The organism is Rhizobium sp. BT04 (genome assembly GCF_030053135.1).
Classification (GTDB): Bacteria; Pseudomonadota; Alphaproteobacteria; order Rhizobiales; family Rhizobiaceae; genus Rhizobium; species Rhizobium binxianense.
Genome location: NZ_CP125652.1, coordinates 2,872,825 through 2,888,441, shown reverse-complemented (window position 1 = coordinate 2,888,441; position 15,617 = coordinate 2,872,825). Strand labels below are relative to the sequence as shown.

The 15,617-nt window shown below is 61.8% G+C and carries 15 protein-coding genes; 12 read left to right on the top strand and 3 right to left on the bottom strand.

Annotated elements, in window-relative coordinates; translation table 11 throughout:
- Nucleotides 1–185: 185 nt before the first annotated feature.
- Entirely contained in the window at nucleotides 186–437 is a 252-nt protein-coding gene (locus tag QMO82_RS22460; protein ID WP_183608482.1) for a DUF2934 domain-containing protein, read from the top strand.
- A 34-nt stretch (nucleotides 438–471) separates the two neighbouring features.
- On the opposite strand, the gene QMO82_RS22455 is transcribed toward QMO82_RS22460, so the two are convergent.
- Together QMO82_RS22455 and QMO82_RS22450 are read right to left on the bottom strand one after the other, a co-directional pair.
- Complete coding sequence (locus tag QMO82_RS22455) at nucleotides 472–1,041, bottom strand: N-acetyltransferase (RefSeq protein WP_183608483.1); 570 nt, start codon at nucleotides 1,039–1,041, stop codon at nucleotides 472–474.
- 58 nt (nucleotides 1,042–1,099) lie between these two features.
- Nucleotides 1,100–1,744 carry a ThuA domain-containing protein gene (locus tag QMO82_RS22450; protein ID WP_183608484.1) on the bottom strand — a complete coding sequence of 215 codons (645 nt, stop codon included), beginning with the start codon at nucleotides 1,742–1,744 and terminating at the stop codon, nucleotides 1,100–1,102.
- Nucleotides 1,745–1,965: 221 nt separating this feature from the next.
- On the opposite strand from QMO82_RS22450, the gene galE reads away from it, so the two are divergent.
- The gene (galE, locus tag QMO82_RS22445; protein ID WP_183608485.1) at nucleotides 1,966–2,949 is read left to right on the top strand and encodes a UDP-glucose 4-epimerase GalE; all 984 of its coding nucleotides are present in this window, start codon (nucleotides 1,966–1,968) and stop codon (nucleotides 2,947–2,949) included.
- Nucleotides 2,927–4,486 (top strand): alkaline phosphatase family protein, encoded by a 1,560-nt coding sequence (locus QMO82_RS22440; protein ID WP_183608486.1) that lies wholly within the window; start codon nucleotides 2,927–2,929, stop codon nucleotides 4,484–4,486. The genes galE and QMO82_RS22440 overlap by 23 nt, the downstream gene beginning before the upstream one ends.
- A gap of 6 nt (nucleotides 4,487–4,492) precedes the next feature.
- On the opposite strand, the gene QMO82_RS22435 is transcribed toward QMO82_RS22440, so the two are convergent.
- On the bottom strand, nucleotides 4,493–4,990 hold the full coding sequence (locus QMO82_RS22435) for a DUF1993 family protein (protein WP_183608487.1): 498 nt from the start codon (nucleotides 4,988–4,990) through the stop codon (nucleotides 4,493–4,495).
- 374 nt (nucleotides 4,991–5,364) lie between these two features.
- Between QMO82_RS22435 and QMO82_RS22430 the strand changes: the two genes are divergently transcribed.
- The 9 genes from QMO82_RS22430 to QMO82_RS22390 all read left to right on the top strand — a co-directional run bounded on the left by QMO82_RS22430 (nucleotide 5,365) and on the right by QMO82_RS22390 (nucleotide 15,605).
- Entirely contained in the window at nucleotides 5,365–6,294 is a 930-nt protein-coding gene (locus tag QMO82_RS22430) for a sugar ABC transporter substrate-binding protein (protein WP_183608488.1), read from the top strand.
- Nucleotides 6,295–6,362: 68 nt separating this feature from the next.
- Nucleotides 6,363–7,904, top strand: a complete 1,542-nt coding sequence (locus QMO82_RS22425; RefSeq protein ID WP_283196549.1) for a sugar ABC transporter ATP-binding protein — start codon at nucleotides 6,363–6,365, stop codon at nucleotides 7,902–7,904.
- A 34-nt stretch (nucleotides 7,905–7,938) separates the two neighbouring features.
- Nucleotides 7,939–8,964, top strand: coding sequence for an ABC transporter permease (locus QMO82_RS22420; RefSeq protein WP_183608490.1), 1,026 nt, complete (start codon nucleotides 7,939–7,941; stop codon nucleotides 8,962–8,964).
- Between the two features lie 246 nt (nucleotides 8,965–9,210).
- Nucleotides 9,211–10,269, top strand: a complete 1,059-nt coding sequence (locus tag QMO82_RS22415; protein WP_183608491.1) for a dipeptidase — start codon at nucleotides 9,211–9,213, stop codon at nucleotides 10,267–10,269.
- A gap of 97 nt (nucleotides 10,270–10,366) precedes the next feature.
- Nucleotides 10,367–12,010: an ABC transporter substrate-binding protein gene (locus QMO82_RS22410; protein ID WP_183608492.1), complete on the top strand. Its 1,644-nt coding sequence runs from the start codon at nucleotides 10,367–10,369 to the stop codon at nucleotides 12,008–12,010.
- Nucleotides 12,011–12,029: 19 nt separating this feature from the next.
- A complete protein-coding gene (locus QMO82_RS22405; RefSeq protein WP_183608493.1) occupies nucleotides 12,030–13,097 on the top strand; it encodes an ABC transporter permease in 1,068 nt (355 codons plus the stop codon).
- The gene (locus QMO82_RS22400) at nucleotides 13,094–14,029 is read left to right on the top strand and encodes an ABC transporter permease (protein ID WP_183608494.1); all 936 of its coding nucleotides are present in this window, start codon (nucleotides 13,094–13,096) and stop codon (nucleotides 14,027–14,029) included. Before QMO82_RS22405 ends, QMO82_RS22400 begins: the two co-directional genes overlap by 4 nt.
- The gene (locus QMO82_RS22395; protein WP_183608495.1) at nucleotides 14,026–14,859 is read left to right on the top strand and encodes an ABC transporter ATP-binding protein; all 834 of its coding nucleotides are present in this window, start codon (nucleotides 14,026–14,028) and stop codon (nucleotides 14,857–14,859) included. Before QMO82_RS22400 ends, QMO82_RS22395 begins: the two co-directional genes overlap by 4 nt.
- Nucleotides 14,856–15,605 carry an ABC transporter ATP-binding protein gene (locus QMO82_RS22390; RefSeq protein ID WP_183608496.1) on the top strand — a complete coding sequence of 250 codons (750 nt, stop codon included), beginning with the start codon at nucleotides 14,856–14,858 and terminating at the stop codon, nucleotides 15,603–15,605. Before QMO82_RS22395 ends, QMO82_RS22390 begins: the two co-directional genes overlap by 4 nt.
- Nucleotides 15,606–15,617: the final 12 nt, after the last annotated feature.

Below are 15,617 nucleotides of genomic sequence, written 5' to 3'. Positions count from 1 at the left end.
TTCTGCGGATGACCCTATCCTGGAGCCGGCACGTGGCCAAGGTCCAGAAATGTGTGCCGGGGACAATCCCCCGGCGCTGCGGTATTAGCTAAAAACTAACGCTGCCTCGTAACGACTCCTAAAGCCGGTTTTGGCACCTTGTTCCCATCGAATATTCTTTCCGAAATTTCTCGCTGGGGTTGATTATGAGTCGTAATAAAGACGCCTGGGTCAGCCAGCGCGCTTATTCACTGTGGGAATCGGAAGGCAGGCCGGACGGGCGCGGGGAGAACCATTGGGCGCAGGCGCTAAGGGAGTTTGAGCAGCTGGAGCTGACCAAGGCCTCGCCCGATGGAAACGATCTTATCGAGAAGCTGAAGGCAGCCGGGCGGCTGATGCGGGTCTATGACGAGGCCCCCGCCGTCGAGAGCGATCGGCAGATCAAGGCGGCTCGCTAGCCTGTATTTATCAATCCTTGGGTTGCCGAAATACTCAGCGGCATTCCAGGCGGACGATCGGCCTTGCCGGCAGGCGTCTTGCCACCTCGACGAAACCGGCATCCAGAAACATCGAGAGCGCTCCCGGATAGAGCTCGGCTCCGTTCGAAGCACGGGCTGCCTGGTCGACGGGGTAGGCTTCGAGGCATTCGGCCCCGTTCGCGCTTGCGAATTCGACGGCGTGTTTCAACAACGATCGCGCCAGGCCCTGCCGCCGGAACGGCTTGCGGACGATGAAGCAATTGATCGACCAAACCGGCCTGTCGTCGACCGGCGCGAAGGGTTTTGAGCGGCGCAGCCGGTCGAAGACGGCGCGCGGCGCGACACCGCACCATCCGCCCGGCTCGTTCTGGTGATAGCCGAGAATGCCCGGCGGGCGCGGCCCGACGACGAGGCTTCGAAACCAGCTGCGATTTCCCTCGCCCCATCCGGCCTTGTATTCGGCATTCGGAAGATACCAGTAGGCGCAGCGACAATTCCGGCCGCCGGAGCAATCGTCGAAGACTGCTTCTATATCATTCAGGCGGTCGGCCGTGGCGGGGAGGAAAGAGAAGCGATCCGGCATGCGGAGAGATTAGGCGCGGGTCGGCGATCGGCAAGACCGCTCCCCCCGCCCTCCACTGCTACTGACGGGCGGCCCAGCTGAGGCCGCGCCGCAGGATGAGCGGCATGTAGGGATGGTCGAATTCGGCCGCGACATGGCCGAGAGCGGAATAGAAGATGCGGCCGGCGCCGAAATGGCGCTTGAAGACGACCGGCATCACGACATTGCGGGCCGCCGGATCGTAGGCGCCGGTGAAGGTGGTGGTCGCCAGGATTTCGACGGTGGGATCATAGTGCAGATAATATTGCTCCGAACGGTAGTCGAAATCGGGAATGCCCTGCATGACCGGATCGTCCTGGCGGGTGACGGCGACGCGGAAGTCGATGATGTTGCCGGGATGAGCAACCCAAGTGACGCCGGAGACATAGCGGAAAGGGGCGCTTTCCTTGAAGGAGGTGGCGAGCGCGCCGTGATGGCCGGCAAGCCCCAGCCCGCCGCGCACCGCCTCGACCAGGGCGGCGGCATGAGGTTTTTCGAGCGTTTCGCCTGTTATAACAGGCACCAGCAGATCGGTTTTGCCAAGCGTCGGAGAGCCGAATATGCCGAGATCGCCGGTCACGTCTACCGCGAAGCCGTCCTGGCGCAGGAGATCGGCGACGATATGAGCGCATTGCTCCGGCTCATGGCCTTGCCAGCCGCCCCAAACGACCAATGCCTTCCTCATTCGCGCGCTCCTGGCTGATTGCTGCCAAAGCCCCTTAAAACGGGCGGTTATGCAAATCACGCGAATAATTCACCGATCGCCGATCCGGTACAAATCGCATGCGACCGGGGCGGTTCGGCATTTGACCTATTGTCCATTCACGCCTATCGCAATTCCTTCTTTTTATTGACGTGTATCTCGTCTAGGTTTCTTTCATCTCTCGCTAATAATAAGGGTGGTGTATGGCAGGTGAAACGGTTCTTGTGGTCGGCGGCGCCGGCTATATCGGCTCGCATACGTGCCTCGACCTGGCGAACAAGGGCTACAAGCCCGTCGTCTTCGATAATTTTTCGAACGGCCATCGCGAATTCGTCAAATGGGGCCCGGCCGAGGAAGGCGATATTCGCGATCGCGCCCGGCTGGACGAGGTGCTGGCCAAGCACAAGCCGGCGGCGATCCTGCATTTCGCGGCGCTGATCGAGGTCGGCGAATCGGTCAAGGATCCGGTGTCCTTCTACGAGAACAATGTGATCGGCACGCTGACGCTGCTTTCGGCGGCGCAGGCGGCCGGCGTCAATGCCTTCGTCTTCTCCTCGACCTGCGCCACCTACGGCCTGCCGCAGAGCGTGCCGCTCGACGAGACGCACCGGCAGGTGCCGATCAATCCCTACGGGCGGACGAAATATATCGTCGAACAGGCGCTTGCCGATTACGACCAGTACAGAAGCCTGCGCTCGGTGGTGCTGCGCTATTTCAATGCGGCCGGCGCCGATTTCGAAGGCCGGATCGGCGAATGGCACCAGCCGGAGACGCATGCGATACCCCTGGCGATCGATGCGGCACTCGGCCGCCGCCAGGGCTTCAAGGTGTTCGGCAGCGATTACGAGACGCGCGACGGCACCTGCGTGCGCGACTATATCCATGTGCTGGATCTTGCCGATGCGCATGTGCGCGCCGTCGAATACCTGCTGGAGGGCGGCGATTCTGTCGCGCTCAACCTCGGCACCGGCACCGGCACGACGGTCAAGGAATTGCTCGGCGCGATCGAGGACGTGTCGAACCGGCCTTTCCCGGTCGAATATATCGGCCGTCGCGAAGGCGATTCGCATACGCTGGTCGCCAATAACGACAAGGCGCGCGACGTGCTCGGCTGGGTGCCGCAGTATGATCTGTCCGAGATCATCCGCTCCGCCTGGAACTGGCATGCAAAATCCAACCAGCATTGAGCCAACCCGCATTGAAAAGGTCCGCCGGCCGAACATTCTGCTGATCACGGCGGACCAATGGCGCGGCGATTGCCTGTCGGCCGTCGGCCACCCTTGCGTGAAAACACCTGCCGTCGATGCGCTGGCACGGGAAGGCACGCTCTTCCGGCGGCATTATGCCGGGGCCGCACCCTGCTCGCCGGCGCGGGCGACACTCTATACCGGCCTTTACCAGATGAACCACCGCGTCTGCCGCAATGGTTCGCCGCTCGATGCCCGCTTCGACAATCTGGCGCTCGCCGCCCGGCGGGCGGGATATGACCCGACGCTGTTCGGCTACACCGACACGGCGCCCGATCCGCGCGGCATGGCTGCCAACGATCCGCATCTGACGAGTTATGAAGGCGTGCTGCCGGGCTTTACGGCCCGCCAGCTTCTGCCCGAACATGAAAGACAATGGCTCTCCTGGCTGAGGTCCCGCGGCCATCGGCATGCCGTCAGCCGCGACATCCATATTCCCGTCGGCGCGCAAGCCGGCGAAATTTCCGATGGCGCGCCGGCCTATTCCAGCGACGAGACCCAGACGGCGTTCCTGGCCGGCGAGTTCATTCGTTGGTTGGGCGAGCAGGATCGGCCGTGGTTTGCGCATGTCTCCTTCTTGCGCCCGCATCCGCCATTCTCCGTGCCGGAGCCGTTCAACCGGATGTTCAAGCCGGGCGAGGGGCCGGCTTTTGCGCGTGCGGCAAACCGGGCCGTGGAACAGGACAGTCATCCCTATCTCGCTTTTGCCATGCCGCGCGTTGACAAGGGCAACTTCATCCACGGTGCGACGGGGCCGCTCGGCGGCTGGAACGCCGAGGATTTCGCCGCGATAAGGGCGATCTATTACGGCATGATATCGGAGGTCGATGCGCAGCTCGGCCGCATCTGGCAGGCCCTGAAGGATGCGGGTGCCTGGGACGATACATTGATCGTCTTCACCTCCGACCATGCCGAGATGGCGGGCGATCACTGGACGCTCGGCAAGGGCGGCTTCTTCGATGGCAGCTATCATATTCCGCTGGTCATTCGCGATCCCGCAAGCGGTGCTGGGGGCGGGGCCGTCGACGATTTCACCAGCGCTGCGGATGTTTTTCCGACCCTCTGCGAAAGGCTCGGCATCGACGCGAAAAACGGGCTCGACGGCCGGTCGCTGATGCCGTTCGTCAACGGCGGGAGCAGACCGGACTGGCGGGATGCAGCCTTCTGGGAATTCGATTTCCGTGATATCGCCGAGGGTGAAACGGAGCGGTATTTCGGGCTGAAATCGAGCGAATGCAATCTCGCGGTGATCCGCGATGCGCGGTTCAAATATGTGCACTTTGCCGCCCTGCCGCCGCTGCTCTTCAATCTCCGCGACGATCCGACGGAGCTCGACAATGTCGCGGTCGACCCGGCCTATGCAGCGATCCGGCTCGAATATGCCGAAAAGCTGCTGTCGCTGAGGGCCCGGCATCTCGACCAGACGCTTGCCTATACCGAGCTGACGGAAAGAGGGCCGGTGACACGCCGGCCCTGACGCCTTTTACCCGAGATAATCGCGCTTGCCGATCGGCGCACCTTGGTTGCGCAGGATGGCGTGGGCGGTGGTGACGTGGAAATAGAAGTTCGGCAGGGCGAAGGCGGTGACATATTCGGCACCGGGCAGCACGATACCGCTCTTGCCCGGCAGGGTGATCTCACGGCTTTCCGCGCCTTCCAGCGCCTGCGCCGAGAAGGTGGCGAGATAGGCTTCGGTCTTTGCCAGGCGCTCGCGCAGCTCATCGAAGGTCTTCTCATCGTCCTCGAACTTCGGGGCGTCGGTGGCGGTCAGGCGGGCGAGCGTGAATTTGGCGCTATCGCTGGCGCGCTGATACTGGCCGGAGAGCGGCAGCATGTCGGGCGCAAGGCGTGCAGCGACCAATATGGCAGGATCGATATTCTTTTCCTTCGCATAGGTCTCGGCCTTGTCGAGATAGGTTTTCAGGCTTCCGAGGCCGCGCTGGAACATCGGAACGGTGAGGCGATAGATCGAAATGGACATTTGTCCTGTCTCCAAAATCTTTAAATGACCGGCCGCGTCGTAAGATCGAAGATGCCTGCGGCCGCGGCCTTCTCTTCGGCCCTCCCATAGATGGATGCGGCCTTCGCCTTTCACAACAGGGGCAACGCGGGCGCCGATCGCCAAGTCCGCGGCATTGCACCTTTATCCATCGCTCATCGCCACTAAAGAGGCTTGACGCCGTTCCCAGAAAATGGAATGAATATTCCGAAGAACAAATTTTACGGTTTGTTTGTTCCGTTTTGCTGAAGCGCCGCGGGAGAGGCGGCGCGAGGAAATTGCGGCTTCAGGGCAAATGCCTGGAGCTCCGGTGTGAGGAGGGTGCAGCCGGGCACCGCTTTGTGGAGGAAGTGAAAATGAAAAAGTTTATCCTGGGCACTGCGATGGCGCTCGTCATGTCAACGGCCGCTCACGCGGAAACCGTCGGCGTCTCGATGGCGAAGTTCGACGACAACTTCTTGACCGTTCTGCGCAACGGCATGACCGATTATGCAAAGACGCTTTCCGGCGTGACGCTGCAGGTCGAAGACGCGCAGAACGACGTTTCCAAGCAGCAGAGCCAGATCCAGAATTTCATCGCCTCCAAGGTCGATGCAATCATCGTCAACCCTGTCGATACCGATGCGACGACGGCTATGTCGAAGCTCGCCGCCGATGCCGGCATTCCGCTGGTCTACGTCAACCGCCAGCCTGTCAACGTCGACACGCTGCCGGACAAGCAGGCCTTCGTCGCATCCAACGAGCTGGAATCCGGCACGCTGGAAACCAAGGAAATCTGCCGCATTCTCGGCGGCAAGGGCAAGGCCGTCGTCATCATGGGCGAGCTCTCCAACCAGGCTGCGCGCACGCGCACCCAGGACGTCCATGACGTGATCAAGACCGATGAATGCAAGGGCATCGAGATCGTCGAAGAGCAGACGGCCAATTGGGACCGCACCCAGGGCGCCGACCTGATGACCAACTGGCTCTCCAGCGGCATCGAATTCGACGCTGTCATCTCCAACAACGACGAAATGGCGATCGGCGCCATCCAGGCGCTGAAGGCGGCCGGCAAGGACATGACCAAGGTCGTCATCGGCGGTGTCGACGCCACGCAGGACGCGCTTGCCGCCATGCAGGCGGGCGATCTCGACGTCACCGTCTTCCAGGATGCCGCCGGCCAGGGCAAGGGCTCGCTCGATGCGGCGATCAAGCTCGCCAAGGGCGAAAAGATCGACAAGAAGGTTTATATTCCCTTCCAGCTCGTCACGCCTGCCAACGTCAAGGACTTCGTCACCAAGAACTGAGACGAGTGCCACCAGGATGCGGGTTCTGCCCGCATCCTTTCCGCCTGTCCGTATCCGGAGGAGATGATATGGCCGTCAGCCCGACAACCATGGCCGCCGTGCGTGCGAGCGGCGCAGTTCCGAATGCGGAATATCTGCTGAGCGCCGAGGGCGTTCGCAAGGAATTTCCGGGCGTCGTCGCGCTCGACGACGTGCAGTTCCGGCTGAAGCGCGCCTCCGTGCATGCGCTGATGGGCGAAAATGGCGCCGGCAAATCGACATTGATGAAGATCCTTGCCGGCATTTACATACCCGACAAGGGCGATATCCGCTTGAAGGGCGTTGAGATCCGGTTGAAATCTCCGCTCGACGCGCTGGAGAACGGGATTGCCATGATCCATCAGGAACTGAACCTGATGCCGTTCATGACGGTCGCGGAAAATATCTGGATCCGCCGCGAACCGAAGAACCGCCTCGGTTTCGTCGATCACGGCGCCATGCACCGCATGACCGAGGAGCTGTTTACCAGGCTCAATATCGACATCGATCCCGATATCGAGGTCCGGTACCTGTCGGTCGCCAACCGGCAGATGGTCGAGATTGCCAAGGCCGTTTCCTATAATTCCGACGTGCTGATCATGGACGAGCCGACTTCGGCGCTGACGGAGCGCGAGGTCGAGCATCTCTTCCGCATCATCCGCGATCTCAGATCTCAGGGCATCGGCATCGTCTACATCACCCACAAGATGAACGAGCTTTTCGAGATCGCCGACGAGTTTTCGGTCTTCCGTGACGGCCGATATATCGGCACGCACGCTTCGACCGACGTTACCCGCGACGACATCATTCGCATGATGGTCGGGCGCGAAATCACCCAGATGTTTCCCAAAGAGGACGTGCCGATCGGCGAGGTCTTGCTCTCCGTCAAGGATCTTTGCCTCAACGGCGTCTTCAAGAACGTCTCCTTCGAGGTGCGGGCGGGCGAGATCCTCGGTGTGGCCGGCCTTGTCGGTTCCGGGCGATCGAATGTCGCCGAAACGCTGTTCGGCGTGACGCCGGCAAGCTCCGGCTCGATCGAACTCTACGGCAAGCCGGTGACGATTTCGTCGCCGACCGAGGCTATCCGTCACCAGATGGCGTTCCTGACCGAGGACCGCAAAGATACCGGCTGTCTGCTGATCCTCGATATTCTCGAGAACATGCAGATCGCCGTTCTGCAGGACAGATATGTCAAGGGCGGTTTCGTGCAGCAGGGCGCCATCGAAGCGACCTGCGAAGACATGGCAAAAAAGTTGCGGGTGAAAACGCCCAATCTTTACGAGCGGGTGGAAAACCTTTCAGGCGGCAATCAGCAGAAAGTGCTGATCGGGCGCTGGCTGCTCACCAATCCGCGGATCCTGATCCTCGATGAGCCGACGCGCGGCATCGATGTCGGCGCCAAGGCGGAAATCCACCGGCTGGTGACGGAGATGGCGCGCCACGGCGTGGCAGTCATCATGATCTCGTCCGAAATGCCCGAGGTTCTCGGGATGAGCGACCGCATCATGGTCATGCATGAGGGGCGCGTGACCGGTTTCCTCAATCGCGATGAAGCAACGCAGATCAAGGTGATGGAGCTGGCTGCGCAGTGATGCGCCGTCGGCGATCGCCCAAGGGAGGTTTGACATGAGTACCAAGGCAGCAGAGGGCGCGGCTCCGCTCGCAACCCGGCAACGGCGGCGGCGCTTGCCGACTGAGCTCAGCATTTTCCTCGTGCTCGTCGGCATCGCGCTCATCTATGAAGTGCTCGGCTGGATGTTCATCGGCCAGAGCTTCCTGATGAATTCGCAGCGCCTGACGATCATGATCCTGCAGGTCTCCGTCATCGGCATCATCGCCGTCGGCGTCACGCAGGTCATCATCACCGGCGGCATCGATCTTTCGTCAGGTTCGGTCGTCGGCATGACCGCGATGATCGCGACCAGTTTTGCCCAGTCGTCGACCTGGGGGCGGGCCGTCTTCCCGTCGCTGACCGACCTGCCGGCCGTCGTGCCGATCGTCGTCGGCCTGTTGATCGGGGCGGCCGCGGGTCTGGCGAACGGCGCGCTCATTGCCTACACCAAGATCCCGCCGTTCATTGCAACGCTTGGCATGTTCGTGTCCGCCAGAGGTGTGGCGAAGTGGTATACCAAGGGCCAGCCGGTTTCCGGGATCACCGAGCAGTTTCATTTCATCGGAACCAAGGCGTGGCCGGTCGTCGTCTTCCTGGTCGTTGCGCTGATCTTTCACATTGCGCTGCGCTATACCCGCTACGGAAAGTTCACCTATGCCATCGGCGCGAACCCGCAGGCGGCACGCGTTTCCGGCATCAACATCGAAGCGCATCTCGTCAAGGTCTACGTGATTGCCGGATTGCTTGCCGGCCTGGCCGGGATCGTTACGGCGGCCCGCGCCGAAACCGCACAGGCGAGCATGGGCGTCGGATATGAACTCGACGCGATCGCCGCGACCGTCATCGGCGGCACCTCGCTGACCGGCGGCGTCGGGCGTATCACCGGCACCGTCATCGGCACCATCATCCTCGGCGTCATGACATCAGGCTTCACCTTCCTCAGGATCGACGCCTATTACCAGGAGATCGTCAAGGGCTTCATCATCGTCGCGGCTGTCGTCATCGACGTCTACCGACAGAAGAAGCGCCGCAAGCACTGATTTGCGGCCACACGATCCGAGGTTTTCGCGGGGGCTTCGGCCCCCGCTTCGATTCCGGCGAAGCTCCGGAGGTCGGTAACCAATTTCTGAAAAAAGAGGTGGCGAATTCCGTCAGCTTTTCTATTCTGACTGCATCATTCGCCCTCTGCAGCGCCGCGCGTCTGAAAAGACGCGTAAAGGACGCTGTAGCACTTTGAATCGATTCCGATTTAAGGAATTATGCAGTAGGGCAGCGCAGGAAGACAGATGCAATTCGTATTTGACGGTCACAACGACGTTCTCCTCCGACTCTGGACACATTCAAAAGACGGCAGCGATCCGATCGCCGAATTCGCAGGCGGTACGACGGTCGGCCATATCGATGCCCGGCGGGCCAGGGAGGGCGGCCTTTCGGGCGGTCTCTGCGCCATCTACATTCCCTCGGGCGATCTCGTCTTCGCCGACCCGGATGCCGACGGTCGCTATATCACGCCGATGGCGGCCCCTCTCGATCCGCTGCCTTCCCTTGCCATCGCCACCGAAATGGCGGCGATTGCGCTGCGGCTGGACCAGGCCGGCGCCTGGCGGCTCTGCCGGACGGTGAAGGATATCCGCGGCGCCATGGCGGACGGCATTTTTGCAGCCGTCATGCATATGGAAGGCTGCGAGGCAATCGGCGCCGATCTTTCGGCGCTCGAGGTGTTCTATGCGGCCGGTCTGCGGTCGCTCGGGCCGGTCTGGAGCCGGCACAATGTCTTTGGTTACGGGGTGCCCTTCGCCTTCCCGATGTCGCCGGATACGGCGCCGGGCCTCACCGATGCCGGCTTCGCGCTGGTGAGGGAATGCAATCGCCTCGGGGTCCTGATCGATCTTGCCCATATCACCGAAAAGGGTTTCTGGGACGTGGCGAAAACGACGGACCAGCCGCTGGTCGCCAGCCATTCGAACGCCCACGCGCTGACGCCGGTGGCGCGCAATCTGACGGACAAGCAGCTCGATGCGATCCGCGAAAGCGGCGGGCTCGTCGGCATCAACTACGCCACCGCCATGCTGCGTCCCGACGGCCGCTCGGACAGCGAGACGCCGCTTGCCGACATGATCCGCCACATCGACTATCTCGTGAACCGCGTCGGCATAGATTGCGTGGGGCTCGGATCGGACTTCGACGGCGCCACCATTCCTGAGGAAATCGGCGATGCGGCCGGCAATCAGAAGCTGATTGCCGCTCTCCGGGAGGTTGGATATGGTGAAGCCGATCTCACGAAACTTGCCCGTGAAAATTGGCTTCGCATTCTGGCACAAGCTTGGCGGGAGGCGCGGGCCTAAAGCGCCGCGCGCCTCTGGACGCGCTCAGAACGGACAACAGTTTAATGGACATGTCGACAAAACGCTTCGCAATCAATCGAGAACAGGGGAACAAACCATGATGATCACCAGGCTCAGCCGCAATTTCCGACTGCTTTCCGCGGGTGCCGCTCTTTCGCTCCTGATGATGGCCGCACCCTCGGCTTTCGCCGAGACGCCCAAAGACACGCTGGTCGAGGGTTTTGCCATCGACGATATCATCACGATGGATCCGGGCGAGGCTTTCGAGCTGTCGACCGCCGAAATCACCACCAACAGCTACAGCCTGCTCGTTCGTCTCGACATGGACGACACCTCCAAGGTGAAGGGTGATCTGGCCGAGAGCTGGAGCGTTTCCGATGACGGCCTCACCTATACGTTCAAGCTGAAGCCGGGCCTGAAATTCGCCTCCGGCAACCCGATCACCGCCGACGATGTCGCCTATTCGTTCGAACGTGCCGTCAAGCTCGACAAGAGCCCGGCTTTCATCCTCACCCAGTTCGGCCTGACCGGCGACAATATTGCCGAAAAGGCCAAGGCGGCCGATGCCAATACCTTCGTCTTCACGGTCGACAAGGCCTATGCGCCGAGCTTCGTGCTGAACTGCCTGACGGCAACGGTCGCGTCGGTCGTCGACAAGAAGCTGGTGCTGGAGCATGTGAAGGCGGTGACGCCGGATGCCGAGCATAAATACGACAATGATTTCGGCAATGAATGGCTGAAGACCGGCTATGCCGGTTCCGGCGCCTACAAGCTGCGCGAATGGCGCGCTAACGAAGTCGTCGTCTTGGAGCGCAACGACAATTATTACGGCGACAAGGCGAGGCTCAACCGCGTCATCTACCGCTATATGAAGGAAAGTTCTGCCCAGCGGCTGGCGCTCGAAGCCGGCGACATCGATATCGCCCGCAACCTCGAGCCGGGCGACATCGACGCGGTGTCGAAGAATGCCGATCTCGCGACCACGAGTGCGCCGAAGGGCACGATCTATTATGTCAGCCTGAACAACAAGAACGAGAACCTGAAAAAGCCGGAAGTCCAGGAAGCCTTCAAATACCTGGTCGATTACGATGCGATCGGCGCCACCTTGATCAAGGGTATCGGCGAAATTCATCAGACCTTCCTGCCGAAGGGCCAGCTCGGCGCACTCGACGAGAATCCCTACAAGCTCGATGTCGCCAAGGCCAAGGAACTGCTCGCCAAGGCCGGCTTGGCCGACGGTTTCTCGATCACCATGGACGTGCGCAACACGCAGCCGGTCACCGGTATCGCCGAATCCATGCAGCAGACGCTGGCGCAGGCCGGCGTGAAGATGGAAATTATCCCCGGCGATGGCAAGCAGACGCTGACCAAGTACCGCGCCCGCACCCACGACATGTATATCGGCCAGTGGGGTTCGGACTATTTCGATCCGAATTCCAATGCCGATACCTTTACCGGCAATCCCGACAATTCCGACGCCGGCACGGTGAAGACGCTCGCATGGCGCAACAGCTGGGAAGCGCCGGAACTCGACAAGCAAGCCAAGGCAGCCCTTCTGGAACGCGACGCGGCCAAGCGCGCCGCCATATATCAGGACATCCAGAAGAAGTATCTGGCAAACAGCCCCTTCGTCTTCATCTTCCAGCAGACCGAGGTCGCTGGCTATCGCAAGAACCTGAAGGACTTCAAGCTGGGTCCGAGCTTCGACACCAATTTTGTCGGTCCGATCGCCAAGGAATAGTCCGGCAGGATTGAGTGGTTTGAGCACCGTCGAAACAAGACAGGAGGCGCGGCCCCGAAAGGGCCGTGCCAAGGCCTTCGCAAAGGCGCTGGGGCGGTTCCTGTTTGCCGCCGTCACCACCTATCTCGGCCTCTTGGCCGTCACCTTCTTCATCGGCCGCGTCGTGCCGATCGATCCCGTGCTCGCCATCCTCGGCGATCGCGCCCCCAACCATGTCGTCGAGCGGGTGCGCCAGGAGATGGGTTTCAATCTGCCGCTCTATCAGCAGTTCTTCATCTATATCAAAGGCGTCCTGTCCGGCGATTTCGGCAATTCGGTGCTGACGACCAATCCTGTCATGGTCGATATTCGCCGTGCATTTCCGGCGACGATAGAGCTCGCAACGCTCGGAACGCTGATCGGCGCTTTCGTCGGCGTGCCGCTCGGCGTTCTCGCCGCCGTGCGTCGTGGCAGCATCGCCGACCAGGTGGTGCGCGTCGTCGGCCTGATCGGTTATTCGGTGCCGATCTTCTGGCTGGCGCTGATCTCGCTCGTCATCTTCTACGCGCAGCTGCGCTGGGTGGCCTTTCCCGGCCGCATCGACATCGTCTTCGAATATACGTTCACGCCGATCACCGGCTTTTATCTCTTGGACAGCGCCTGGCAGGGGCAATGGGATGTTTTCTACGACGTCTTCCGCCACATCATCCTGCCCGCTTCGCTGCTCGGCTATTTCTCGCTTGCCTATATCAGCCGGATGACGCGCAGCTTCATGCTGAACGAGCTTTCGCAGGAATATATCGTTGCCGCGCGGGCCAAGGGTCTTTCGGAAACGCGGGTGATCTGGGGCCATGCGCTGCGCAATGCCGCCGTGCCGCTGGTCACCGTGATTGCGCTTTCCTATGCCGGTCTGCTCGAAGGGTCGGTGCTCACCGAGACGGTGTTTTCCTGGCCGGGCATCGGGCTCTACATCACCAATTCGCTGCAGAATGCCGACATGAATGCCGTGCTCGGCGGCACGATCGTCATCGGCACGATCTTCATCGGCATCAACCTTCTGTCCGATCTTCTCTACCGGACGCTCGACCCGAGGACGCGAAACCGATGACGGCCCCTGCCAGCCCATCTCCGACGATGAGCCGCCGCGAGTGGCTGCTTTCCGACCGGCCGCAATCGCGCCTGCAGGCCCGCCTCGGCCGCGCCTACATCACCTGGCGGCAGTTCACGGCCAACAGGCTTGCGGTGGTCGGCCTGCTGATCATCGTGGCGCTGCTTTTCATCGCCGCCTTCGCCGATGTGATCGCCACGCACAATCCCGTCGTCGGCGATCTCCGCAATGCCCGGCTGCTGCCGCCCGGAACGGGTGAATTTCTGCTCGGCACCGACGACCAGGGCCGCGACATCTATTCGCGGCTGATCTACGGATCGAGATTGACGCTGTTCGTCGTCGTGCTCGTCGCCGTCATCTCGGCGCCGATCGGGCTGATCGTCGGCACGGTCTCCGGTTATGCCGGAGGCTGGGTGGATGCGACGCTGATGCGCATCACCGATATTTTCCTCGCCTTTCCGAAGCTGGTGCTGGCGCTGGCCTTCGTCGCCGCTCTCGGTCCGGGCATCCAGAACGCGATCATCGCCATCGCCATCACATCCTGGCCGCCCTATGCCCGCATCGCGCGTGCCGAGACGCTGACGGTGCGGCGGTCCGACTATATTTCGGCGGTGAAGCTGATGGGCGCCTCGCCGCTCCGCATCATCGTGCGCCATGTCATGCCGCTCTGCATTTCCTCGCTGATCGTGCGGGTGACGCTCGATATGGCGGGCATCATCCTGACGGCGGCCGGTCTCGGTTTCCTTGGCCTCGGCGCGCAGCCGCCGCTGCCGGAATGGGGTGCGATGATCGCCTCGGGCCGGCGCTTCATTCTCGATCAATGGTGGGTCGCGGCGATGCCCGGCATCGCCATCCTCATCGTCAGCCTCGGCTTCAATCTCCTCGGCGACGGCCTGCGCGACGCGCTCGATCCGAAGGAGAGCGGCCAATGACGACACTTCTGACCGTCGACAAGCTCAAGGTCAGCTACCCCACGCGCACCGGCGTGATCGAGGCCGTGCGCGGCGTCTCCTTCACCCTCGGCAAGGAAAGGCTCGGCATTGTCGGCGAATCCGGTTCCGGCAAGTCGCAGACCGGCCGGGCGATCATGGGTCTGACGCCGAAACACGGCATCGTCACGGCCGACCGGCTCGATTTCAACGGCATCGACCTGATCAAGGCGTCTGCCGGCGAAAGGCGCAGGCTGCGTGGCAAGCGCATCGCCATGATCCTGCAGGATCCGAAATACTCGCTCGATCCGGTCATGACGATCGGGCGGCAGATCTGCGAAACGCTGCGCACGCATGAGAAGGTCGGCAAGGCGGAGGCGCGCGATCGCGCGCTCGCCATGCTGGAAGCGGTGCAGATCCGCGATCCCCAGCGCGTCTTCGACCTGCATCCGCATGAGGTCTCGGGCGGCATGGGGCAGCGGGCGATGATTGCCATGATGCTGATCGCCGGGCCTGAACTGCTGATTGCCGACGAGCCGACCTCGGCGCTCGACGTGACGGTGCAGCTCGATGTGCTGAGGATCATGGACAGGCTGGTGTCGGAGCGCGGCATGGGTCTGATCTTCGTCTCCCACGATCTGAGGCTGGTCTCCTCCTTCTGCGACCGCGTCATCGTCATGTATGCCGGAAAGATCGTCGAGGAACTGGCGGCCGCCGATCTCAAACAGGCAAAACATCCCTATACGCAAGGGTTGCTGAACTGCATGCCCGAGATCGGCGCAAACCGCCATCCGCTGCCGGTGCTCGACCGCAGGCCGGAGTGGGCGGCATGAGCGCAACTCTCGAGATCGACGATCTCAGCGTCGTTTACGACGAATTTCATGCGCTGAAGGATGTCAGCATCACCGTCGAAGGCGGTGAATCCTTCGGTCTCGTCGGGGAATCCGGCTCGGGAAAGTCGACCCTGCTGCGGGCCGTGGCCGGGCTTGCGCCGATCAGCGGCGGCGCAATCTCCATCGACGGCGAAGCGCTGACGGGTTCGAAACGCAGCAAAACCTTCTATCGGCGCGTGCAGATGGTGTTTCAGGACCCTTATGGTTCGCTGCATCCGCGCCAGACGATCGACCGGCTCCTGCTGGAACCGCTTGCCATCCACGGCATCGGCGAGAGCGAGAGGCGCATCGCCCGGGCACTCGACGAGGTCGGCCTCGGCAATGGGTTCCGTTTCCGCTACCCGCACCAGCTTTCGGGCGGCCAGCGGCAGCGCGTGGCGATCGCCCGGGCGCTGATCGTCGAACCGTCTATCCTGCTGCTCGACGAGCCGACATCGGCGCTCGATGCCTCGGTGCAGGCCGAGGTGCTGAACCTCTTGGAACAGATCCGGCGCGACCGCAAGCTCACCTTCGTGATGGTGAGCCATGATCTCGGCGTCGTCACCCATATGTGCGAAAGGCTCGGCGTCATGCGCAACGGCGCCGTCGTCGAGCGATTGAGCTCGCAAGACCTGGCCAGGGGCGCGGTACAGGAGGACTACACGAAAAATTTGATGATCGCGAGCAAGGGTTTCGTCAAAGCGTGAAGGGCAATCTTT